This window comes from Mesonia phycicola (assembly GCF_900141885.1).
Taxonomy (GTDB): domain Bacteria; phylum Bacteroidota; class Bacteroidia; order Flavobacteriales; family Flavobacteriaceae; genus Mesonia; species Mesonia phycicola.
This window is the reverse complement of record NZ_FQYY01000001.1, coordinates 517,960-541,472: the sequence shown is the minus strand read 5'-3', so window position 1 is coordinate 541,472 and position 23,513 is coordinate 517,960. Positions and strand designations below refer to the sequence as shown.

General features: G+C 31.5%; 22 protein-coding genes. 14 read left to right on the top strand and 8 right to left on the bottom strand.

All coding sequences use genetic code 11. The features are described 5' to 3' along the window. Nucleotides 1-210 precede the first annotated feature (210 nt). The 11 genes from hpt to BUC03_RS02580 all read left to right on the top strand — a co-directional run bounded on the left by hpt (nt 211) and on the right by BUC03_RS02580 (nt 9,517). A complete protein-coding gene (gene hpt, locus BUC03_RS02630) occupies nt 211-735 on the top strand; it encodes a hypoxanthine phosphoribosyltransferase (protein ID WP_073147931.1) in 525 nt (174 codons plus the stop codon). Between the two features lie 7 nt (nt 736-742). Then, on the top strand, nt 743-1,315 hold the full coding sequence (locus BUC03_RS02625) for an adenylate kinase (RefSeq protein ID WP_073147929.1): 573 nt from the start codon (nt 743-745) through the stop codon (nt 1,313-1,315). Nucleotides 1,316-1,416: 101 nt separating this feature from the next. After that, nucleotides 1,417-2,430: a GTPase ObgE gene (gene obgE, locus BUC03_RS02620; protein ID WP_073147927.1), complete on the top strand. Its 1,014-nt coding sequence runs from the start codon at nt 1,417-1,419 to the stop codon at nt 2,428-2,430. A gap of 158 nt (nt 2,431-2,588) precedes the next feature. After that, nucleotides 2,589-3,119, top strand: coding sequence for a DUF4136 domain-containing protein (locus BUC03_RS02615; protein WP_073147925.1), 531 nt, complete (start codon nt 2,589-2,591; stop codon nt 3,117-3,119). A 108-nt stretch (nt 3,120-3,227) separates the two neighbouring features. Beyond that, nucleotides 3,228-3,947 (top strand): tetratricopeptide repeat protein, encoded by a 720-nt coding sequence (locus BUC03_RS02610; protein ID WP_073147923.1) that lies wholly within the window; start codon nt 3,228-3,230, stop codon nt 3,945-3,947. A 64-nt stretch (nt 3,948-4,011) separates the two neighbouring features. Then, nucleotides 4,012-5,364 carry a UDP-N-acetylmuramate--L-alanine ligase gene (locus tag BUC03_RS02605; protein WP_073147921.1) on the top strand — a complete coding sequence of 451 codons (1,353 nt, stop codon included), beginning with the start codon at nt 4,012-4,014 and terminating at the stop codon, nt 5,362-5,364. Nucleotides 5,365-5,422: 58 nt separating this feature from the next. Continuing rightward, entirely contained in the window at nt 5,423-5,890 is a 468-nt protein-coding gene (locus BUC03_RS02600; protein ID WP_084112751.1) for a hypothetical protein, read from the top strand. Nucleotides 5,891-6,045: 155 nt separating this feature from the next. Then, on the top strand, nt 6,046-6,741 hold the full coding sequence (gene radC, locus BUC03_RS02595; protein ID WP_073147917.1) for a RadC family protein: 696 nt from the start codon (nt 6,046-6,048) through the stop codon (nt 6,739-6,741). Further along, nucleotides 6,738-8,039, top strand: a complete 1,302-nt coding sequence (locus tag BUC03_RS02590; RefSeq protein ID WP_073147915.1) for a DUF7033 domain-containing protein — start codon at nt 6,738-6,740, stop codon at nt 8,037-8,039. Before radC ends, BUC03_RS02590 begins: the two co-directional genes overlap by 4 nt. Beyond that, nucleotides 8,032-8,715, top strand: coding sequence for a YjjG family noncanonical pyrimidine nucleotidase (locus BUC03_RS02585; RefSeq protein WP_073147913.1), 684 nt, complete (start codon nt 8,032-8,034; stop codon nt 8,713-8,715). Before BUC03_RS02590 ends, BUC03_RS02585 begins: the two co-directional genes overlap by 8 nt. Nucleotide 8,716: 1 nt before the next feature. After that, nucleotides 8,717-9,517, top strand: coding sequence for a hypothetical protein (locus BUC03_RS02580; protein ID WP_073147911.1), 801 nt, complete (start codon nt 8,717-8,719; stop codon nt 9,515-9,517). On the opposite strand, the gene BUC03_RS02575 is transcribed toward BUC03_RS02580, so the two are convergent. Next, entirely contained in the window at nt 9,518-10,795 is a 1,278-nt protein-coding gene (locus BUC03_RS02575; RefSeq protein WP_073147909.1) for a replication-associated recombination protein A, read from the bottom strand. A 75-nt stretch (nt 10,796-10,870) separates the two neighbouring features. On the opposite strand from BUC03_RS02575, the gene BUC03_RS02570 reads away from it, so the two are divergent. Then, nucleotides 10,871-11,641, top strand: coding sequence for a rhomboid family intramembrane serine protease (locus tag BUC03_RS02570; protein WP_073147907.1), 771 nt, complete (start codon nt 10,871-10,873; stop codon nt 11,639-11,641). Here the strand turns inward: BUC03_RS02570 and rlmB are convergent. The 7 genes from rlmB to BUC03_RS15055 all read right to left on the bottom strand — a co-directional run bounded on the left by rlmB (nt 11,638) and on the right by BUC03_RS15055 (nt 21,608). Then, on the bottom strand, nt 11,638-12,375 hold the full coding sequence (gene rlmB / locus BUC03_RS02565) for a 23S rRNA (guanosine(2251)-2'-O)-methyltransferase RlmB (protein ID WP_073147905.1): 738 nt from the start codon (nt 12,373-12,375) through the stop codon (nt 11,638-11,640). The genes BUC03_RS02570 and rlmB overlap by 4 nt on opposite strands. Before the next feature lie 66 nt (nt 12,376-12,441). After that, nucleotides 12,442-14,184, bottom strand: a complete 1,743-nt coding sequence (locus BUC03_RS02560) for a S8 family serine peptidase (protein WP_159432690.1) — start codon at nt 14,182-14,184, stop codon at nt 12,442-12,444. Nucleotides 14,185-14,431: 247 nt separating this feature from the next. Next, nucleotides 14,432-15,253: a hypothetical protein gene (locus BUC03_RS02555; protein WP_073147901.1), complete on the bottom strand. Its 822-nt coding sequence runs from the start codon at nt 15,251-15,253 to the stop codon at nt 14,432-14,434. Between the two features lie 10 nt (nt 15,254-15,263). Continuing rightward, nucleotides 15,264-16,130: a DUF4843 domain-containing protein gene (locus tag BUC03_RS02550; RefSeq protein WP_143159123.1), complete on the bottom strand. Its 867-nt coding sequence runs from the start codon at nt 16,128-16,130 to the stop codon at nt 15,264-15,266. A 19-nt stretch (nt 16,131-16,149) separates the two neighbouring features. After that, entirely contained in the window at nt 16,150-17,580 is a 1,431-nt protein-coding gene (locus tag BUC03_RS02545) for a RagB/SusD family nutrient uptake outer membrane protein (RefSeq protein ID WP_159432689.1), read from the bottom strand. Nucleotides 17,581-17,590: 10 nt separating this feature from the next. Next, nucleotides 17,591-20,662, bottom strand: coding sequence for a SusC/RagA family TonB-linked outer membrane protein (locus BUC03_RS02540; RefSeq protein WP_073147895.1), 3,072 nt, complete (start codon nt 20,660-20,662; stop codon nt 17,591-17,593). Between the two features lie 118 nt (nt 20,663-20,780). Next, nucleotides 20,781-21,608 carry a BamA/TamA family outer membrane protein gene (locus tag BUC03_RS15055; RefSeq protein WP_084112749.1) on the bottom strand — a complete coding sequence of 276 codons (828 nt, stop codon included), beginning with the start codon at nt 21,606-21,608 and terminating at the stop codon, nt 20,781-20,783. A 1,026-nt stretch (nt 21,609-22,634) separates the two neighbouring features. On the opposite strand from BUC03_RS15055, the gene rpsL reads away from it, so the two are divergent. Further along, a complete protein-coding gene (gene rpsL, locus BUC03_RS02530; RefSeq protein WP_010230128.1) occupies nt 22,635-23,009 on the top strand; it encodes a 30S ribosomal protein S12 in 375 nt (124 codons plus the stop codon). 25 nt (nt 23,010-23,034) lie between these two features. Beyond that, nucleotides 23,035-23,511, top strand: a complete 477-nt coding sequence (gene rpsG, locus BUC03_RS02525) for a 30S ribosomal protein S7 (RefSeq protein WP_073147891.1) — start codon at nt 23,035-23,037, stop codon at nt 23,509-23,511. Nucleotides 23,512-23,513: the final 2 nt, after the last annotated feature.

Genomic DNA, 23,513 nt, shown 5'->3' with positions numbered 1-23,513 from the left:
TGTGGGTCGGGCTATTCGCTATATCTTTTTTGTTCGTCTATACTTCTTAGCTCCGCTCGTATAGACAAACAAAAAAGGATGCCGCTACTATCCCTAACGCTATTAATTTCAGCAAAAATAAATCTTTTTAAGAGATTTAACGAAAAAATAGGCTTTCTCTCTGTAATCCTTATCTTTGCAAAATAATTGAGGAGAAAAACTCACCCTAACATGCTTCAAATACACGACTTAAGCTTTGTTCCTTTTATTACTTCAACAGAAATTGAAGAAGCAATTGCTAAAGTAGCTCAGCAAATAAATAAAGACTATACCCATAAAACGCCACTTTTCTTAGGAGTTTTAAACGGAGCTTATGCATTTACTGCAGCTTTAACCAAAAAAATAACAGGAAACTGTGAAGTAGAGTTTACCAAATTAAAATCTTATGCTGGTACTACTTCTACAGGAAATATTCAAAATTTAATAGGCGTAGGCAATTTAAAAGGGAAAGATGTAATTGTTGTAGAAGATATTGTAGATACTGGTAACACCATTTCAGAAATTGTAAAAATTTTAGAAGCAGAAGAAGTGGCAAGTTATCGTATAGCTACGCTTTGTTACAAGCCAGAAGCATATAAAAAGTCTTATAAAATAGATTATATTGGGCTAGAAATACCAAACAAGTTTATTGTAGGGTATGGTTTAGATTATGACGGATTAGGAAGAAATTTACCAGAAATATATCAACTAAAATAAAACTACGATGACAAACATTGTATTGTTTGGCCCTCCAGGAGCCGGAAAAGGAACACAAGCAGATATTTTAAAAAAGAAATACGAATTAGTGCATATATCTACCGGAGATGTTTTTCGTTACAATATTAAAAACGAAACAGAGCTGGGTAAGACTGCAAAATCTTTTATAGATAAAGGTCAGTTAGTGCCAGATGAGGTAACTATTAATATGCTTAATGCAGAAGTAGAAAAGCATCCAGAAGCAAAAGGAATTATTTTTGATGGTTTTCCACGTACAGAGGCTCAAGCCGGTGCTTTAGATAAATTGTTAGAAAGCAAAAACGATTCTGTTAACGCCATGATTGCGTTAGAAGTAGAAGATGAGGTGCTAGTTCAACGTTTATTAGAGCGTGGTAAAACTTCTGGTCGTGCAGATGATGCAGACGAGAGTGTGATAAGAAATAGAATTAAAGTGTATTATGATGAAACTGCAATTCTAAAAAACTACTACAAAAAACAAGACAAGTATTTTGGAGTAGACGGTGTAGGTAGTATAGATGAAATTACACAAAGATTAAGTAAAGTAGTAGATCAATTATAATTTGATACTACTAGTTTTATAATTAATCAAAAAGATTATAAATATTAAGAAGGTTATACATATAATGCTTATCTAGTATTGTATGAAATTAAAGATTCTGTATGAGAGAAGGAAATTTTATAGATTATGTTAAACTGCACGTATCTTCAGGAAAAGGAGGTAGCGGTTCTACTCACTTACATCGTGAGAAATACATAGAAAAAGGAGGCCCAGATGGTGGTGATGGAGGTCGTGGTGGTCACGTAATCTTAAGAGGAAATGAGAATTTGTGGACGCTAATTGAGTTTAGTTTTAAGCGCCATATAAAAGCAGGTCACGGTGGTAACGGTAGTAAGCAACGTAGTACAGGAGCAGATGGAGATGATGTTTACATAGATGTGCCTTTAGGGACTGTTATTAGAGATACAGATACAGAAGAGATTATAGATGAGGTGACTTACCATAACCAAGAGGTAATTGTAGCCGAAGGTGGTATGGGCGGTCGCGGTAACTGGCATTTTAAATCTTCTACTAACCAAACACCACGTTACTCTCAACCAGGTATAGATGGACAAGAAAAGAACATTACGCTAGAATTAAAAGTACTAGCAGATGTTGGCTTAGTAGGTTTCCCTAATGCTGGTAAATCTACCTTATTGTCTGTAATAACATCAGCTAAGCCAAAAATTGCCAATTATGAGTTTACTACCTTAAAGCCAAACTTAGGAATTGTAAAGTACCGCGATTACCAAAGTTTTGTTATGGCAGATATTCCTGGAATTATAGAAGGAGCTGCAGAAGGTAAAGGTTTAGGATATCGATTTTTAAGACATATTGAACGTAATTCAACTTTATTATTTTTAATACCTTGTGATGCGCCAGATGTGTATAAGCAATATGAAATTTTGCTAGATGAATTACGACGTTATAATCCAGAGCTTTTAGATAAAGACAGAGTCATAGCAATATCTAAAACAGATATGCTTGATGAGGAGTTGAAAAACGAGTTAGACGATCAGTTACAAAAAGATTTTAAAGAAATTCCGTACGTATTTATTTCATCTGTAGCGCAATTAGGCTTAATGGAGTTAAAAGATAAGTTATGGGAGATTTTAAATAAAGATCCTGAAGGGTAGCAATTCAGAATTAAATTAAGCTTGATGCTTAAACATTAAAAAAAGCTTAGATAACAAAAAAGCGGAAACTGTTAAGGTTTTCGCTTTTTTTATTAAGTCTAATATATACGTAGTAAAACAATTGTTTTTCTTATTTTTAATAGACTAAATAAAATACTATGAAACGATTATTTGCCTTTGCCTCTTTTATATTCTTAATGCTTCTCACTTCTTGTGGCGGACCCAAAGCATATTTTGATTATGACCAGAATATTAGTTTTAATCAATTTCAATCTTTTAATTTTTATCCAGAAATGGATTCTGGTTTAAATCAATTAGATGAAGAAAGATTAAAAAAAGCTCTGACAGTAAAACTTCAAGAAGAAGGATATACGTTAACAGAAATACCAGATTTTAAAATTAATTTTTACACAGAAATTTTTAAGAAACAAAATAACAATACCATAGGTATTGGAGTAGGAGGTGGCGCAGGTGCTGTTGGTGGCGGTGTTTCTAGCGGTGTGCCTTTAGGTACTAGTAAAGTGTATATGAGTGTAACTCTAGAATTTGCTAATGCAATAGATAATGAGTTATATTGGCAAGCAGTGGTAGAACATAAAATTAAAGAAAATGCAACTCCAGAAGAGAGAATGCTTTTCTTTACAGAGATAGTAAATGAGGCTTTAGAAAACTATCCGCCAGAAGAATAATTTTCTAAAACATATTTTTATTTTTATAAAGTAATTCTTAATTTAATTCTATTGTGTTTATTAAAATAGATTAAGTTACTTTGGCAGCACTTTTGTTACTTTTGAAATGTGAAAAAACATCTTCTATACTTATTTATTCTGTTTAGTATTGCTCTAAATGCTCAAACCTCTTTTAAAAAAGGGGTAGAATTTTTTGATGCTGAAAACTGGGAAAGTGCAAAAACGCATTTTAATCAAGTAGAATCTTCTAATAGTTATTACTTAAAAGCGCAAGAATATTTGGGAGATATTGCTGCGCACCAAAAAGAGTGGGACGAGGCATTAAATTTTTACGAGACTTTGGTAGAAGCCCATCCAGATAATGCTAATTATAATTTTAAGTATGGTGGAGCTTTAGGTTTAAAAGCACTTACACTTTCTAAAATGCAAGCAGCTTTTTATATTTCAGATATTAAGTATTATTTAAAGAAAGCGGCTCAATTAGATGCCACACATATAGAATCTCGTTGGGCATTAGTAGAGCTGTATATGCAGTTGCCTGGTATTTTGGGAGGGAGTGCAGAAACCTCTTACCAATATGCAAACCAATTGCAAAATATAAGTGAAGTAGATGGTTGGCTGGCTAAAGGATATATAGCTGTGGAAGAAAAAGATTATAACCAAGCAGAAGCTTACTACAAAAACGCTTTAAAAGTAGGAAAATCTATTACTTGTTACGAGAAGCTTATACAGCTGTATAAAAACAAAACCAACGAAAAACAAAAGGCAGCTTTTTTATTAAAAGAAGCCAAAGAAAACCATCCGCAAAAAGATTGGTCTTATTTATAAAGAAAGCATTCTGCCAAGCTTTCTAATTTTAATATCTTTACTTTTTTATTTTTAAAGAATACTTATGCGTGTACATTTTATAGCAATAGGCGGTAGCGCCATGCACAATTTAGCCTTGGCATTACATGAAAAAGGAGATCAAGTAACAGGTAGTGATGATGCTATTTTTGAGCCTTCAAAATCTAGATTAGAAAATAAAGGTTTATTACCAGAAGAAATGGGTTGGTTTTCTAACAAAATTAATTCAGATATTGATGCTGTTATTTTAGGAATGCACGCAAAAGAAGACAATCCAGAGCTTCAAAGAGCCCAAGAGTTAGGCTTAAAAATTTACTCTTACCCAGAGTTTTTATATGAGCAGAGTAAAGATAAAACCAGAGTGGTAATTGGTGGTTCTCACGGAAAAACAACCATTACTTCTATGATTTTGCATGTATTGCATTACCACGATAAAGAAGTAGATTTTATGGTAGGTGCACAATTAGAAGGTTTTGATACTATGGTGCATCTTACAGAGGATAATGATTTTATGTTGTTAGAAGGAGACGAGTATTTATCTTCACCAATAGATAGACGACCAAAATTTCATTTATATCAACCTAATATTGCTTTGTTAAGTGGTATTGCTTGGGATCATATCAATGTTTTTCCAACTTTTGAAAACTACATAGAACAGTTTCAATTGTTTACAGAGTCTATGGTAAACGGAAGTATTTTGGTTTATAATGAAGAAGATCCTGTGGTAAAACAAATTGCAGAAGGAGCAACAAAACCTACTAGAAAACATCCATATTTTACACCAGAGTATTTTGTAGAGAATGGCGAAACATTTTTAGTAACTCCAGAAGGAGATATGCCAATAGAAGTTTTTGGGAAGCATAACCTAAGTAATCTTGCTGGTGCCAAATGGATTTGCCAGCATATGGGTATAGATGAAGAAGATTTTTATGAAGCAATTTCTACTTTTAAAGGCGCATCTAAGCGTTTAGAGAAAATAGGCGAAGTAAGAGGCACTTTAGCTTACAAAGACTTTGCACATAGTCCCTCTAAAGTAAAAGCAACCACAACAGCTGTAAAAGAGCAGTTTCCAGAAAAACAATTAGTAGCATGTTTAGAGTTGCATACCTATAGTAGTTTAGATGAAGAATTTCTTCAGCAATATAAAAATGCTTTAGATGCGGCAGATAAAGCCATTGTATTTTACTCTCCAGAAGCAGTGCAGTTAAAGCGGTTAAACGAAATTAATAGCGATCAGATAGCAGAAGCATTTCAGCATAAAAATTTAAAGGTTTATACCAATCCGCAGTTATTTCAAGAATATTTAAAAACAGAAGCATTTGTAAACTCTGTAGTTTTATTTATGAGTAGTGGTAATTATGGAGGTTTAGATTTTGACCAGGTTAAAGAATGGCTTTAATTTATATGAAATAACATAAAACAAAGAAGGAGTTTAATATAAAATCTAATAGATGCTTATGTTGAAAAATAAAACAATTTTAATATTAAACTCCCTATTTTGTTTATTATCACTAGTAATTTTAATAGATTTTGTTTGGCCAGGAAAAGTGATTCACGATGAGGTGTTAGATGTGATAACCGAAAAGCAAAAATCTTATAACGCCGCACAAAATCATCATTATTCTTATAGAGCAGTTACCAACAAGCACGAATTTTGGGTATCAAAAGAATTTTCTAGATCTAATTGGGAATCAGAAAAAATTGAATATTCAGTTTCTACATTATTTAAAGAAGTAAATTGGTATCAATTACGTACGTCAGAAAGCAAATCATTTTATTCTTTAAGAATTGTATCAGGAGCGGTTATTCCTTTATTAGCTCTTCTTGTAATTTTTATATCATTTCAATTTAAAAAAAAATTAGAAGTGCTAATTTTTGTATTTTATGTTCTTCTAATTTTAGATTTGGTTTTTTTAATACTGTAATTAATAATCTTCTTAAAGCTTATTTAAATACGGAGAGCTATACAAATAAACATTCTTCTAAACCTTACTAACTTTTTAAGCCTATACATTACTTAGATTTTCTGCGTATTTACTTCTTCTTGATAAATTAATTATCTTTAAAGAAAGATTATTATATGCAAGACCAAAAACCATTTTCTATAAAAAACTGGGCAGAAGGAGATCGGCCTCGTGAAAAATTACTTCAGAAAGGGAAAATGAGTTTGAGTGATGCAGAGCTGATAGCTATTTTAATAGGTTCTGGTAGTAGAGAAGAAAGCGCAGTACAATTATCTAAACGTATTTTGGACTCTTGTGAAAATAAGTTGAATGATCTTGGTAAATTATCTGTAAAACAACTTACAAAGTTTAAAGGTATAGGGGAGGCAAAAGCAATTACGATAGTTGCAGCAATGGAGCTGGGTAGAAGACGAAGAGGTGAGGAGGCTATAGAACGAAAGCAAGTTACCTCTGCAGATACAGTTTTTGAGGTAATGCAACCCATAATAGGAGATTTGGGTCACGAAGAATTTTGGATTATTTATTTAAATAATTCTAACCGAATATTGCAAAAACTACAACTTAGTAAAGGTGGAATGACGGGTACTTTGGTAGATGTTCGGTTAGCATTTAAGTACGCGTTAGAAGTAGGTGCTACATCATTAATATTAGCACACAACCATCCCTCTGGTACATTACAACCAAGTGCAGCAGACAAACAACTTACTCAAAAAATTAAAACAGCAGGAGAAAGTTTAGATATTAAAGTACTAGACCATTTAATTGTAACGCAAAAGGCTTATTTTAGCTTTGCAAACGAAGGTATTTTATGAGTGATACACCCAAATTATTAATTTATGTAAGTGCAGTAACCCCTAGAATTAATTATACATTTAGGCATATTTGTACACATATTTTGGGTTTAAAAATTAAATTCACTTCTAAAATAGAAGAGTTTATTGCTTATGAAGGAATGAAGCTTTCTTACGGAAAGCAAAAATTAGGAAATGAGCTTTTTATACAACAGTCTGGTTTATTATCAGAACAAGGTTTTAGTGATACAGAGGTTAGAGTTTCTAAATGGGACAACACCGTGTGTTTTTTTAGAGCATCTAAAGACAGTGACTTACCATTTGATATTTTTGCAGCATCATTTTATATGTTGAGTAGATATGAAGAATATTTACCACACGTAAAAGATGAGTACGGAAGATTTCCTGCTAAAGAAAGCTTAGCCTATAAAAAGAATTTTATAGAACAACCAGTAGTAGATATTTGGGCATATAAATTTAAATTAAAACTAGAAGAACGTTTTGATCATTTAGACTTACCTAGTAGAAATTACTCTACAAAAAATATTTTATCTGTAGCAGAAGCATATAAATACAAGAAAAAAGGAATTGTAAGAAGCATCGGTGCAAGCTTAAGAAACCTGATTAATTTCAATATTAGTACGTTTATAGAAAGAATAGAGGTGTTGTTATATTTAAAAAATGACCCTTATGATGTTTACGACTCCTTAATTCATTTCTCTAAAAAAGAAAATTTAAACTGGCATTTTATGTTTCAGTTAAGTAATTATAGTATTTACAGTAAAAATATAAGCTATAATAAAACTAAATACCAAGCACTTATCAAATCTATGGGAGATTATGGTAAAATTGGTTTACTACCAGGTTTTGAGGCTCTTTATAAGTTTAAAACACTAAAATTAGAAAAAAACAGATGGGAGGCAATTGTAAATAGACCCTTAGAAATATGTTTAAGTGATTTTTTTGATATAAACCTGCCAGATCTATATAATAATTTTGATAAACTAGAAATAAAAGAAGATTTCTCTATGGCTTTTGTAGATTTGCCAGGCTTTAGAGCAGGAACTTGTAGTTCTTTTTTATTTTATGATATTAATTTTGAAAGAATATCTCCCTTAATTTTACATCCTCCTGCTTTAAATAGTTGTGCTTTTGAAAACTTCTCTTTCTTTGAAATAAAAAAGAAGTTAGAAAATATACAAAAACACGTAAGAGAAGTAGAAGGGACGTTAGCTGTAATTTTCAAAAATTCAGATTTTAAAAAAACAGGCAAAGACGAAAAAATATTTGATTTGGTAAAAATGATTAATAATGGTTAAAGAATTAAAACACGTTTTTTTTGACTTAGATCATACCCTATGGGATTTTGAAAGAAATTCTACAATTGCTTTTTCAGAAATATTTAAAAAAAATAAAATAGAATTAGAAGTAGAAGTTTTTCTGAAAAACTATACCCTTATTAATAATTTTTATTGGGCTAAGTATAGAAATAACCAAGTAAGTAAAGAGGCTTTAAGGTTTGGGCGCTTGCATGACACTTTTCAAGAATTAAATTACTCGGTATCTAAAAATATTATAGATACCCTGTCTGATGATTATATTACCTATTTACCTAAAAATAATTTTTTGTTTGCAGATGCTCATTCTACCCTAAATTATTTGCAACAAAAGTATTACTTGCACGTTATTACTAATGGTTTTTCTGAAGTACAAAACCTAAAAATTATTAATAGTAAAATAAATCATTATTTTAAAACAATTACCACATCAGAAGAAGCTGGGGTAAAAAAACCGCATCCAGAAATATTTGAATATGCTTTAAAAAAAGCTAAGGCAAGTTCTCAACAAAGTTTAATGATTGGAGATAATTTAGAAGCAGATATTTTGGGAGCAGAAAATTATGGGATAAAAGCCATTTTATATGACGATCAGGGTGTAATTAATTACTCTGGCACAAAAATTAAAAATTTAAAACAACTTTTAGAGATAATTTAAAATGAAAAAAATTAGTTGGTTATTAGCCTTGATTGCTTGTGTATTATTTTCAAGACAAGCTAATGCACAAAAAGAAATAGAAAATGTTAATTACTATAAATATATAGTAATCCCTGTTCAATATAAATTTCAAGATGAAGAAAATAAGTATTTGCTTAACTCTTTAACGAAGCACTTATTTAAAGAAGAAGGCTATATTACTTATATGGATGTCGAAAAAAAAGCAAAAGATTTGGCTTTTAATAAATGTTTAGCATTATATGCAGAGGTAGAAAGCGAGTCAGAAAGTTTTTTTTCATTACATACCAAATTGAAACTAGTTTTAAAAGACTGTGATAATAAAGTGATATATGAAACTGAAGGGAGAAGTAAAATAAAAACCTATAAAGATGCTTATCAAGAAGCTTTAAAAGAAGCTTTTGTTCCTTTTACATCTTTCAATTATCAGTATAATGGTAAAAATTCTTACGATAATACAAGTCTTTATGAAGAAGAAACAACAGAAACTGTAGAAGTTGAAGAGCAAGTTAAACCAAGTTTAGATGAAAAATTATTAGGTAACTATTCTCTTTTTAATGAAGAGTATATAATAACAAAAATAGAAGCAGGTTACGTTTTAACCCACAGTGTAACGGGAAATAAAAAAGCATTTATAAATGTAACTAGTAATAATTCTATTTTATTTAATTCAGATACAATTAATGGTTCTGTAACTATTAATGAAAAAGAAGATTTAGAGATAGAATATTTTAATAAAAACTCAGGAGAATTAGAAAAGGTTACTCTTTATAAACTGAAGTAATTAATAATCGTATTTTCCATTCCACAAAGCTTTAAGATACTCTCTTAAAGCTTTTTCTCTTTTATTATTTCCTGGTTGGTACAATGTAGTGTTTTTCACTTCTTCTGGTAAAAAATCTGCTTGGGTAAAGTTATTTTCATAATTATGAGCATATTTATATCCATCTCCATAGCCCAAATCTTTCATCAATTTGGTTGGCGCATTTCTTATAGGTAATGGTACTGGTAAATCACCTGTTTGTTTTACTAATTGCTGCGCTTTATTAATAGCCATATAACTTGCATTACTTTTTGCTGAAGTAGCTAAGTAAATAGTACATTGGCTTAATATTATTCTAGCTTCAGGGTAGCCTATAGTTGTCACCGCTTGAAAGGTGTTATTTGCAATTTGCAAAGCGGTAGGGTTAGCATTACCAATATCTTCACTAGCTAAAATTAACAACCTACGCGCAATAAATTTCACGTCTTCTCCGCCTTCAATCATTCTGGCTAACCAATAAACAGCTGCATTAGGATCACTCCCTCTAATAGATTTTATAAAAGCAGAAATAATATCATAATGTTGCTCTCCAGTTTTGTCATACCTAACCGTGTTTTTTTGAATTTTCTGTTCTACCATATCATTGGTAATTGTCACTTCTTTACTATCTTCAGAAGTCACAATTAATTCAAATATGTTTAGAAGTTTTCTGGCATCACCACCACTTAATTTTAACAAAGATTCGCTTTCTTTTAAATCTATTTGATAGGTTGCTAAAACCTTATCTTCTGTCATCGCTCTATTTAGTAATTGAAGTAAATCATCTTTACTAAACTCTTTTAATACATAAACCTGACATCTGGACAGCAATGCGGGTATTACTTCAAAACTCGGATTTTCTGTAGTTGCACCTATTAAAGTTACCCAACCTTTTTCTACTGCACCTAATAAAGAATCTTGTTGAGATTTACTAAATCTATGTATTTCATCTATAAATAAAATAGGGTTTTTAGTGGTAAATAATCCATCTTGTTTTTTTGCTTTTTCTATAACTTCTCTTACATCTTTTACACCGCTACTTATAGCACTTAAAGTAAAAAAAGGCCTGTCAGTCTCATTAGCAATTATGTTTGCTAGAGTAGTTTTACCAACACCGGGAGGTCCCCATAAAATTAAAGAAGGAATAATCCCCTTTTGTATTTGATTTTTTAAAGATCCATTTTTGCCAATAAGGTGAGTTTGACTTAAATATTCTTCTAACTTTTGTGGTCGTAGTCTTTCTGCAAGTGGTTTATTCATACTGCAAAAATATAATTTGTAAGTGACAATTTTACCTAATTTTAAAAATGGTTAGGCTTTTGTTTAGATTGTTTTATGAATACAGAAGCACACTTATTAAAACCTAAACTAAATGTTCTTGTAATGCCTCTAGTCATGGTATTAAGTATTTGGTTAGTTTACTGGTTTGAATTTAAATTTAATTTCTTTTTTAATAGTTTTGGAGTAGAACCACATTCATTTATAGGATTACGTGGTGTTTTGTTTTCTCCGTTTATTCACGGTAATATAGAGCATTTATATAGTAATACTTTTCCGCTTTTTCTTCTAAGCTTAGCATTATTTTATTTTTATAACCAATTATCTTACAAAATAATTGCTTTTGGTATTTTGGGTTCTGGCTTGCTAACTTGGTTAATAGGGCAGGAGGGTACTTACCATATTGGTGCCAGTGGTTTAATTTATGTACTCGCTAGTTTTTTATTTTTTAAGGGAATTTGGTCTAGGTATTATAGGCTAATGGCACTTTCTTTAATTATAGTTTTTATCTACGGTAGTTTAGTTTGGGGAGTATTACCAGGAGTACCAGGAATTTCTTGGGAGGGTCACCTCTCAGGTTTTCTAGTAGGATTAATACTAGCTTTTGTTTATAAAGATGAAGTTGTGTATGAATCTAAAAAATATGAATGGGAAAAAGAAAGCTACACTGAAGAAAATGATGCTTTTATGAAACACTTTGATGAGAATGGAAACTTTGTACCTAGCTCAGAAATGGATATAACAGAAGGTAATACAGTAGATAATACTAGTAACGATGGTATTACATTTCATTACGTATTCAAAAAAGAAACTAAGACAGAAAATTAATTAATTCTCTGTCTAACCATTTCATACAATATTGCACCGCAAGCCACAGAAACATTTAAAGAAGAAGTGGAGCCCAACATTGGCAATTTTGCTTTTACCTTAGCCATTTTTAGAGCACTTTTAGAAACCCCTTTTCCTTCACTTCCCATAATTAATGCAGATGCTTTTTTTAAATTTACATCATAAATCTTCTGGTCTGTTTTTTCTGAAGCAGCTATGGTTTGTATATTATAACTATCCATATAAAATAATGCATCTTTAATATGATCTACCTTACAAATAGGAATATTAAAGATAGCACCAGTAGAAGTTTTTACAGTTTGCTCGTTTATAGCAGCGCCACCTTGTTTAAGAGTAATAATTCCATCTACACCAGTACATTCTGCTGTTCTAATAATAGCACCTACATTTCTTACATCTGTTAGCTCATCTAAAATAATAAAAAAAGGATTTTCTTTTTTAGCTAAAGTAGACTCCAAAAGTTCTTCTATACCTACATAGGCAATAGGAGATATTTTAGCAAAAACTCCTTGGTGGTTCTCGTTTTTGCTAAGCTTATTTAATTTTTCAATTGGTACATAAGATAATTGTATGTTATTATCTTTAGCTATAGATTGTATTTCTTTAAGCCCATCATTTTGAATATTCTTCTGAACAAAAATTTTCTCAATTGTTTGTTTAGATTTTAGAGCTTCTAGTGTGGGTTGTATCCCGTAAATTTCTGATGTTTCCATTTGGCAAAAATATAAAAAAAAAGGGTAGCAATTTGCTACCCTTTTTTCAATTGTAATATTTATCAATTATTCTTTAATAATTTTCTTTTGAATTGAATTTTGACCATTGCTAAAGTTTATAATATACAAACCAGCATTAAGATTAGAAATATCTACAGTTTCTGTAGTTATGTTCTTTACAACTATTCTTCCTTGAAGATCATAAATGTTAATGTTATAATCTTCAAAATTAATATTACTTGTTGTAGAAATATTCAATAAGTCGTTTGTTGGATTAGGCCATATATTTATAGCGCTATCAGCAACTTCATTATTGTTTATACTTAAACTTGAAGAAGTACCTGTAATAATTAATGAATAATCTTGAGAAGATGATTGTAAAGTATTTTTGTGAGTTATAGTAATAGTATATGATGCACTAGCAACTGGAGACTCTATATCAACTCTTTCTACATTATCTACCGTGTTATCTCCTTTAACAGCATCTGAATCTGGGCTAAAAAAGTCTAACTTCCAAGGGAAATAAGTTTCATTATTTCTTGTAATTCTAATATCTAAATCGTTTATTAAAACTGCAGTAGATGAGTTTTCTACATTATCGGCAGTATTACCAGGGTAATCTGTCCAGGTAATAGATGCTTTTAAGGCCTCCAATCCTGTAGCAGTAACAGTTTTTGTGTAAGTCTGGCCCTGGGTTAACGTTAATTCTTCAATTATAGCATCTTGTCCAGATATAGTTTCGGCTGCTTTTTTAGCATTTAATAAACCCCAACCAAAAACTTCGTCAGGCCCTGTTCTACCAGCATCATCAGCTGTATGTAAAGCAACACCTTTTAGAGTTGCAGACCTCATATAGCTATTATTTAAATTGTGGTAATGTTGTTGAAGCAGTATTAATGATCCTGCTACATTAGGAGATGACATTGATGTTCCTGTAGACTGACCATAATTTTGTATTCCGGTATTAGATGTAGAATATACTCCTGTTCCATTACCAGCTATATCTGGTTTTATTCTTCTGTCATCTGTTGGACCTTGGCTACTACTTGCATTAATAGCAACATTTAGAAGATTACCATTTGTATCTATTTGAGCATCTTGAGCATTTGCAATTACAAGGTTATTTTTACTATTTTTTTCATTAACAAGTTTGTCTTTACCTGATATTAATGCACCACTATAGCTTGTTGCACCTTCATTTCCTGCAGATACAACTTGTAAATAATATGGAGCATTGTAATGAATTATATCCCATGATCTAGCATCAGATCTATATTTACCAGGCCAAGAGCTAGGAATTTGCTGAGTACCATCGTCATCAAAAATTGGAACACCATATGAATGATTAGATATTAATAATCCATTAGTTGTTATTTCAGAAGTTACTTCACTTTCATCGCTATTCCAATCATAAGCATTTAATAAAGCACTAGGTGCCATTCCTTTAGCATCATTGTCGGCACCTCTAGCAACTAGAGTTCCTGCTACGTGTGTTGCGTGGTATTCTATTGTTGCATTATCTTTATTAGTAACTCTAGAGTCATTACTAAAAGGACCATCTGTAAATTCGACATGATCTTCAAGTACAACACCTCCATCCCAAACACCGAGTAACATGTTTTGACCATCAAGGTTAAGCCCTAAACCTCCATTTGAGTGTAAGTAATTAGTTCTAGTAGATTCTGCTGCATTTTCATTATAAGTTGCTCTATAAACAGGAGTGTTGTTTTCAGTTACATCATATAATTGCCTTAATGTCCCTGTTTCATAGTTTTTTATTGTGATAGGCCAATTATTTTTTTCAGCCAATTTTAACAATTTATTCCTTTTCTCTGTAGATTTTTCAATAAATTGAGTTTCCAATCGGTTTAATTCCGATATGTTAGTTTTCCTTAGAACAACTTCCTTGTCATTAATTTGACCAAATGTAATAGAACTTAGAAGTGCACAACCTATAAATGTGAGGGTTTTGGGATATTTTTTTTTCATTTTAAATTTTATATAAAAAACAATAGCTGTAAGAAGTACAGCTATTGTTTAGGTTATACGACTTTAATTATATTCCTGTAAGAATTACATCAAAGGTAATCGTATTGTCAGTTAAATAAGACTGAGTTAACGTATAGGTTATCGTTTGGTCACAAGCATTATAGTAACCTTCTCCACCAGTTGCATAATCTGCAGAACCTTCAATTAATACAGAACCGTCATTGTTAATTGTCAAAGTTGCAGGGTAAGGTAAAGCATCTAAACTAGAGCTTAACGTAGGTAGAAAATCTACTCCCCAAGCAGTGTCAATTTCATAAACATTATCTTCTCCTTCAACCGGAGTTAAAGTTGGTTGAAAAGAATATATTGGATCTTCATTATAATAAGAAACACCATTAAATTCATCTGGGAAAACACCAGTACTTAGATAATGCTCTGTTAGATATACCGTAGCTCCTTCTTCTTCGTTTTGGTCTAAACCTACGTCTACACTACCATTATTTGTATCTAATATTGTTACTTTAATTTCGTAACATACACCTTCTTCTATGTCTGAAAGATTAATATCTAATGAGCCTTCTAACTCTCCTTCAATAATAGCGTCTTCTTGTGTAAATGTTCCTACAACAGAAGCAGGTACAACAGAAGAATTATCTACAGCTTCTACCATATATGTTACATCTAACCCATTTAAGTTTACTGGTGCAGTTAAAGTTAAAGGTATAGTAGCCGTTTCTGAATAAGGAACAGAAGTAGTTCCTCTCTCAAAATATATCCATCCGCTTTCAGGATCGTCTTCAAATTTATCTTCATTCGGATTGTTAATATCACATGATACTAACGTTATAAATGAAAATACAAATAGTGTATATAAATATAATTTATTCATCGTTTTAGTTTTAAATTTTAGTAAGAATAAATGAACTTGAGAATGGGCCTCCACAAGAGCCATTAAGATCTTCTGTATAGTTTACTTCTATTGTATCATCTCCATTGTTTTCTATATCGTAAGTGCTATTAATAAAGCCTCCAGATGTAGCATTAGAAAATATAATATTTGTGCCTTCTGTACAGTAAACATTTGTGTCTACTTCACTAGAGAATACTATTGAGTTACAAACTAAAGAAAGTACGATCTCATTAGAAGTACCAATTCCAGGAAATACATCTGTACTAAAAACTCTAGATGTATTGGTTGTTCCTTGAGAAATAGTTACTGTAGCTGGTCCAAAATTAGTAAAATCATTATTAGGTCCGATTGTAGCTGAATTATCAGAAATTGAATACTCTCCAATTAAGAAATCTGATGGAACAGGACAAACCTGATATACACTAATTTCTGCAACTGTAAATCCGGTAGCTTCTGTTTCATTTATACCAGTTAGTTCAATAGTTAAAAATTCAGTATCAGTTTCAACATCGTTATCAAAACCTGTAATTTCTAGATAACCAATATATTCATTAGCAGGAATAGTTACAGTAGAAGGTAAATCGTAAGTGTTATCTGCTGCAGTAGTAGATTCGGTAATTACATTAACATTAAAAGTTCTGTCTGTAGATCTTACAGCGCTACTTTCTATAGGAATAATTAAAGTCCCTTCTGCGTCAATTTCAATTTCTAAATTATAAGTTTCTTCACTAAAACCTATAAAAGCTTGATCGTTAGTGTTTCCTTCATAAATAGTTTCTTCGGCATCTTCACAAGATAGAATAGAAAAAACAGAGAAAAAAAGCACGGCTGTTTTTAAAAGATTATATTTTTTCATAATTATAAAATAAAATATATTAATAACCTGTATTTTGAGTAATATTAGAGTTAGCATTTAACTCTAATTGAGGTATAGGTAAGGTAAATTTATAGCTAGAACGTGGTAAACCACACGCTGCACTAAAACTTGCACAATCTGTAGCATTTCTTACAACACCTCTGTTAATGTCTGCACCAATTCTTTTAAGATCTAAATATCTTTTTCCTTCGAATGCAAATTCTATTCTTCTTTCCGCTAAGATATCAGTAAGAGCTTCTTCTAATGTACTGTAAGAAGGTAGGGCTTGAGCACTTCCAAATCTTGCATCTCTAAGATCTTTTACATACTGAGCAGCACCAGCTAAATCATTAGATCTTGCCTTTGCTTCTGCATTTAATAAAAGCATTTCACTAGATCTGATAAGTTTAATGTCATTTACTAATGGTTCTTCATCACCAGGATATTTGTTAATTAGCAATATGTTGTCGGGAGAGTCCTGCGCTACATATTGAGATTCTGGATGTACAAGTACGTCATATCTAACATCATTTGTACTTAACTCGTTATATAAACCATTAGAAATTTCTAGGTAAGGATTACCTGCTAATTCCACAGTGTTAAAGTAAAATAAAGCTGCAACTTGAGAGTCATCTATATTTCTAGCAAGAGTAAAGATAGATTCACCTTCTGCAAGATCTGTGAACATTTCTTCATACTCGGTTTGATCAGATAAAGGGTAATCTGCAAGTAAGTCATCAGTTAAACTTATTACAGTATCATAATCTCCTTCTATCATTGCTACTTTTGCTTGTACTGCAGCAATAGTATTACTATTAATATAGAAGTTACTACCAATAGAATTACTAATTAATTCTGAAGCTTCTTGAAGATCATTTTTAATAAAAGCTAAAACTTCTTGAACAGTATTTCTTTCTGGTTGAGCATCAATAGTAGGTACATAATCTACAATTGGTATAGCAAGACTTGTTAGGTCTGAGTAGTCTTCTGTGTAATAAAGAAATAAGTCGAAATGATACATTGCTCTAAGCGTTAGCACTTGAGCTTTAATATTATTTTCTTGTGCTATATCAGTTGCTTCTGTAAATTCTAATTCTTCAATACCGTTTAAAACTCTATTTGCAGTATTTATTCCATAGTATCTACCTGAGTAAATACTTGAAGCTTCTGATGTTCCTGGAATTAATACAAAGTTATATAGGCTTTGTCCTTGGCCGTTATTATCTACACCTCTTTTAATGTTATCTGTGAAGGTAGCATTAAAATCAATATCGGCTTCAAAATTATATGCGGCATAAACACCGTTAAGCCCTAATTCTAAGTCGTCTAATGTTTCCCAAACATTGTTTTGAGAGATTATCCCATCTTGTACAATATCTGAGGCATCACTACAAGAATATAGTGAGAAAATAGACATTGCTGCAATTGCTAAATATTTTGTTCTTTTCATTTTCATTTTTTTAGAATTTAACATTTAATCCAAAAGTGTATATTTTAGGAGTTGGGTAGGCAGAAGATGCTGTTTGAGCAAAACCTCCATCTGGATCCCATCCTTGCCACTTACTGAATGTTAATAAGTTCTCTCCTTGTACATAAATATTCACATTTGAAAAAGGTGTGTTTTTAAGTATTTCTGGAGTGAATGTATATCCTAACTGAATATTTCTTAGTCTTAAATAAGATACATCTTCTACATATCTATCAGATGTGTTAAGATAATCTACACCTGAGTATTGACCGTTCATTCTAGGAATACTGGTAATGTCACCAGGTTGTGTCCAAGCGTTTAATAAAGATGCGGCACTATTTCTATCTGTAATGTTTGAGTTACTTTCTAAATCTGCTAAATCTAAGTTGTTTCTATAAATATCTGCAAACCATACCCATTGATTACTTAAATAGAAAGATTTATAAGAAACTTGTGCGCCAAAACCACCAGACCAAACAGGATAGATAGATTTATCACTAAATTTTCTGTCTGCATCTTGTAAAGTTTCTGTAAGATCTCCATTGGCATCTACAAATAATGGATTACCATTAGCAGGGTTAACACCAGCATATTCTACTGTGTAAAAAGAGCCAAAAGCTTCTCCTTCTCCTAAAGCAGTAGCCCCACCTTCAAAAATGACACCATTTTCATCAGCTCCAGCTAATTCTAAAATTTCGTTTTTGTTATAAGAAGCATTTGCGCTTACAGAAAAACTCCAATCTTCGTTTTGGAATATATTATATTTAACAAAAGCTTCGACTCCACGGTTTCTCATAGAACCAATATTAGAATCTATGTCTCCAGTACCATTAATTAAAGAAATTGGTGAACTCTGGAATAAATCTGTAGTTTTCTTTTCGTATACATCTAAGTTACCAGAAAGCTTGTTATTCCACAAAGCATAATCTATCCCAACATTAAATTGAGCTGTAGTTTCCCATTGTAAAGTTGTGTTTGCAATTACACTAGGAACATAGGCACTTGAACTATTATAACTATCTGTGAAAGTATACAAGTTTTGAGTTAAATTAAGACCTGAGTAATACCCACCTAAAATTCTATCGTTACCAGCTGTTCCGTAAGAGGCTCTAAGTTTTAATAAGTTAAATGCAGTGTTTTCCATAAAAGATTCTTGATCTATATTCCATCTACCACTTACAGAATAAAAAGTACCCCATTTATTTTCATCAATAAATCTAGACGAAGCATCCCGTCTGATAGAAGCATCAAAACCATATTTGTCGTCGTAGTCATACGTTACAGTTGCAAAATACGAAAATAATCCAGTTTCTAAGTTAGTTTTAGAAAGGGTAGGAACATAAGGTGTTATCTCTGTTCCGTCATCTAAAACTTCGGAAATGTTACCATCTACAAAAGCAGCTCCAGTTCCAACAGATTTAGGGTCTAAACCTCTCTGCTCATAACCGATAGACCAATAATGAGATTTAATATATTCAGTATATGCATTTACACCAATGCTATGTTTATCTATTGTTGTATTGTAGCCTACGTTAAAAGTGTTTGTAAATCTAGCATCTCTATATATAGAGTTTCTTTCTAGGCCTCCGAAATCTGCACTAGCGTTTGCCTGGAAAGGCCCTAGGATACTGTTAGGATGTAGAATTTCGTTATTAGAAACACTTGTGTAATCTACACCAAAAGTATTTTTAACCATCCAACCTTTAGCGAAACTATAATCTGCACTTAAACTACCGATAACTTTAATTTCTTCATCTCTGTTAGTATTTAAAGCTGCAGAGTTTAATAATACATAAGGAGCTAAATCTGCAGTAATACCAGTAATATCACCATAAGCAATTCCTCCAGTTGTAGTTGTATTTCCGTCTGAATCGTATGGACTTAAGAAAGGTAAACTTTGTAATGCTGCCATGTAAGGATTGAAGTAGATAGATCTACTACCTTCACCATCATCGAAGTTAGATTGAGAAAAGTTAGCATTAATATTTGCTGTATAATGAAATTTATTGTCAGATGATTTTCCTGTAAATTTATTTCTAAAGCTAAATCTTTGTAGGTCAGAGGCAATATAAGTACCCTCTTGTTTAAAATAACCTAAAGAGGTTAGGTTTGTTGTGTTTTCAGATCCAGAACTAATACTTAAGTTTTGGCTATTAGTTGTCCCAGTTCTAAAGAAAACATCTTGCCAATATGTGTTGGTTGATGAAGCTAATGCATCAATTTCAGCGTCAGATAAACCTGCGCCCGTACCTTGACCTAATGATTTTTGAAAATATAATTTTTCTCTACTATTCATTAGATCAATATTTAAATCTTGTAGTTCAGATACACCGTATTGAGCAGAATATCTAATAGTCATTTTGTCGTTAAATTTACCAGATTTAGTAGTGATAATAATAACTCCATTAGCACCTCTGTTACCATAAATAGATGTAGCAGATGCATCTTTTAATACGGAGACACTTGCAATATCATTAGGGTTAATACTTCTAAAATTGTCTTCGTCTACTGGTACTCCATCAAGAATAAATAATGGCTCTACGTTACCATTTATAGATCCAACACCTCTTAAAATTACAACACTGTTAGCTCCAGGTTGTCCGCTACTTGTAGAAATATTAAGACCTGCTACTTGTCCTTGTATACTTTGTACTAAAGATGCGTTAGGTCTGTCTTCAAGAGATTCTGCAGAAATAGTTGTTACTGCTGCAGAACTTTTTCTTTTAGTTGTTGTTTTGTAGGCAGTTACTATTACTTCATCAAGTTCTGAAGCTTGTTTAAATGTAATGTTGTAAGTGTTTGAACTACCAACGGTGATGCTTTGTGGTTCAAAACCAACATAGCTAAAAGTAATTTTTTGTCCTACTTCAGTAGAAATAGAATAGTTACCATCAAAATCTGATTGTGTGCCTGATGACGATCCTTCAATAATAACATTTACTCCAGGGAGCGGTAGACCTTCATCGTCGGTAACCGTACCGGATACTGTTTTTTCTTGTGCAAACGTAACTTGCACGACAAACGCCAGTAATAGCGTTAGTATTCCACTAAACTTTGTTCTCATTTTATAATTTATTTGAATTAGCCAGTGCCAAAAATCCTAATTAAAAGTTAATTACACAACTATTTTGCGCTAAATTTTGTGTTTTAATTAAGTTAAAGTTAAGAATTTCGAGCTTTTGTTAAAAGATTGTTGTTAAGCTTAAGTGAGCTTTTGTGTTATTAAAATCGAAGTTTTGATTGTTGGTTTTTCCGTTGGCAAAAATCAATTTTAGTAGTCCGTTTTTTGTTTTTAAACCTAATCCGAATCCAATTGCATATACGTTGTTTTTTTGGTTTTGGTTTTCATTTTCTATTCTTCCAAAGTCAAAAACCGTGTTGGTGTAGAGGTTGTTATCTAAAATGTACCTGTATTCTGTGTTAAAAATTGCATACTTATTAGACGTTAGGCTGTTTTCTTCAAAGCCTCTTATAGAATTTATTCCTCCAATCCAGTATAATTCATTGTCTAAATAATTCTTAGAGAGAAGTATTTTAGATTGGTTAGCTATGTAAATATGACTTCTGTTATTTAGTTTAAAGTTTTTTTCAAATTCTAAACTTATTTCTTGTTGTTTGGTGGTTTTGTTTTCTATTTCTCTTTCAGAAACCGATATAGCTGCTTTTATTGAAGTCTGATTTTTGAATAAAGTAATTGAGCTTTTTTTTGTGTAAAGTATTTCTGTGTTAATGGATTTTTTCTCATAATCTTGGTAGTTGGTGATGTCGGTTGTGTTTTGGGTTAAAAGATAGTTGGATGTTTCTGTTTGATAATTGATGCTTGCTTTGGTTTTTGTGGTGGCCCAAAAACTTAAGCCTGCTGTTTGTTTATTTTTTATAAATGTACTATCTTGTTTTGTTAGGCTTATGCTGGTTTCAATATTCAGTGGAGTATTAAATATAAAAGGTAGTGTTGCTTGTGCTTTAAATAGGGAGTAATCTTCACCACTATTTTTATATTCAATTTCCAATGATTCTCCGTAATTCAGATTATTTTTTAAGGTTAGGTTTAAATACCCGTTTATACTTACTTTGTTTGATTCTTCGCTGTTAGAAAATCCTAGAAATCCGTCAAAGCTATTACTGTTTTGTTTTTCTAGGTATAAATATAGTATAGTGGAGTCTTTAGTGAATAGAACTTCAGGTTCTCTAATTTGGTTCGTGAAATCTATATCTGTGATGTTGGTTATTTTCTTGTCAATTTCTTCTTTACTGAATAATTTATTAGTTTTTAATCTTAAGAAGTTTTTTAAGTAACTTCTTGGGAAATCTTCATAACCTTTTGTTATTATTTTATCTAAATATCTTTCTTTAGTGGTGTTTGTTTTTAACTCTGCGAAAAGTTTGTTTCCTTTTCTTTTAATATTGTAGAGATGTATTGAGTTAAACGGATTTCCGTTGTTTGCTAGCTCTTCATTTGTTTTGTTTAAAAAACTTTCTATTTCTGTGTACGGAATTGTAATTGAATTTTTGTTAGAGTTCTTTATTCTTTTTCTAATAAAGTCTTTAATTTTAATTTCTATAAATTCTATTTTTTCGTTTAGTTGAATTACATATATATATAATGAGTCTTTTTTATTTGTTTTGCTGGATATTTTTACGTCTATAAATCCTTTCTTTTTAAACTTGTCTAGTGTTAATTCAACTTGTTTTTCTAGGGATAAGAGGTTAGTGTGAATTTTTTCGTATTTGGTGGAGTCAATTTGGGGTTGGTTGGTTTCTTTGCTTGTTTTTATTTTTAAATAAAGATTTTGTCCAGTTGTAGGGTAGTAAAACCCACAGAGGAGAAGGAAGATTAGTATTTGCTTATGGTTTTTGATGTGTGCTTTTATTTATGAGAACGTAAAAGTATTTTTTTCTTGCATTTAATCAATTGTATTTTTAATGTTATTGAAAATTAATGAATTATAATTTGAATAGTTGAAATAATTTTCTAAATTTGCAAACCCTAAAAATAGGGTATATTAAATTTTAATTAATTAGTTGTAATAAGTTTTATGCCAACAATTTCACAATTAGTACGAAAAGGAAGAGCCAAAATAACCAAGAAGAGTAAATCGGCTGCTTTAGATTCGTGTCCTCAAAGAAGAGGGGTTTGTACGCGTGTTTATACTACTACGCCTAAGAAACCTAACTCTGCTATGCGTAAAGTAGCAAGGGTAAGGTTAACAAATGGTAAAGAGGTAAATGCATATATCCCTGGTGAAGGTCACAATTTACAAGAGCACTCGATAGTATTGGTTAGAGGTGGAAGGGTAAAAGATTTGCCAGGTGTTAGATATCACATCGTAAGAGGGGCTTTAGACACCGCTGGTGTAGAAGGCAGAACTCAACGTAGATCTAAGTATGGAGCAAAGCGCCCTAAAAAGTAAATTAAAGAACTTTTAAAAAGAAGAAATGAGAAAAAGACAGGCTAAAAAAAGACCTCTTTTACCGGATCCAAAATTTAACGATCAGTTAGTGACTAGATTTGTTAATATGATGATGTGGGATGGTAAAAAATCTATCGCGTTTAAGATATTTTATGACGCAATGGATATTGTAGAGGAAAAAAAGCAAGACGAAGAGAAAACTGCATTAGAAGTATGGAAAGATGCTTTGTCTAATGTGATGCCTCACGTTGAAGTAAGAAGTAGAAGAGTTGGGGGTGCTACATTTCAGATCCCAATGCAAATTAGGCCAGATAGAAAGGTTTCAACGGCTATGAAGTGGTTGATTTCTTTTTCTAGAAAAAGAAATGAAAAATCTATGGCTAGTAAGTTAGCTGCAGAAATTTTATCTGCTGCTAAAGAAGAAGGTGCTGCTGTTAAGAAAAGAGTTGATACTCATAGAATGGCAGAAGCGAATAAAGCATTCTCACATTTTAGATTCTAAAT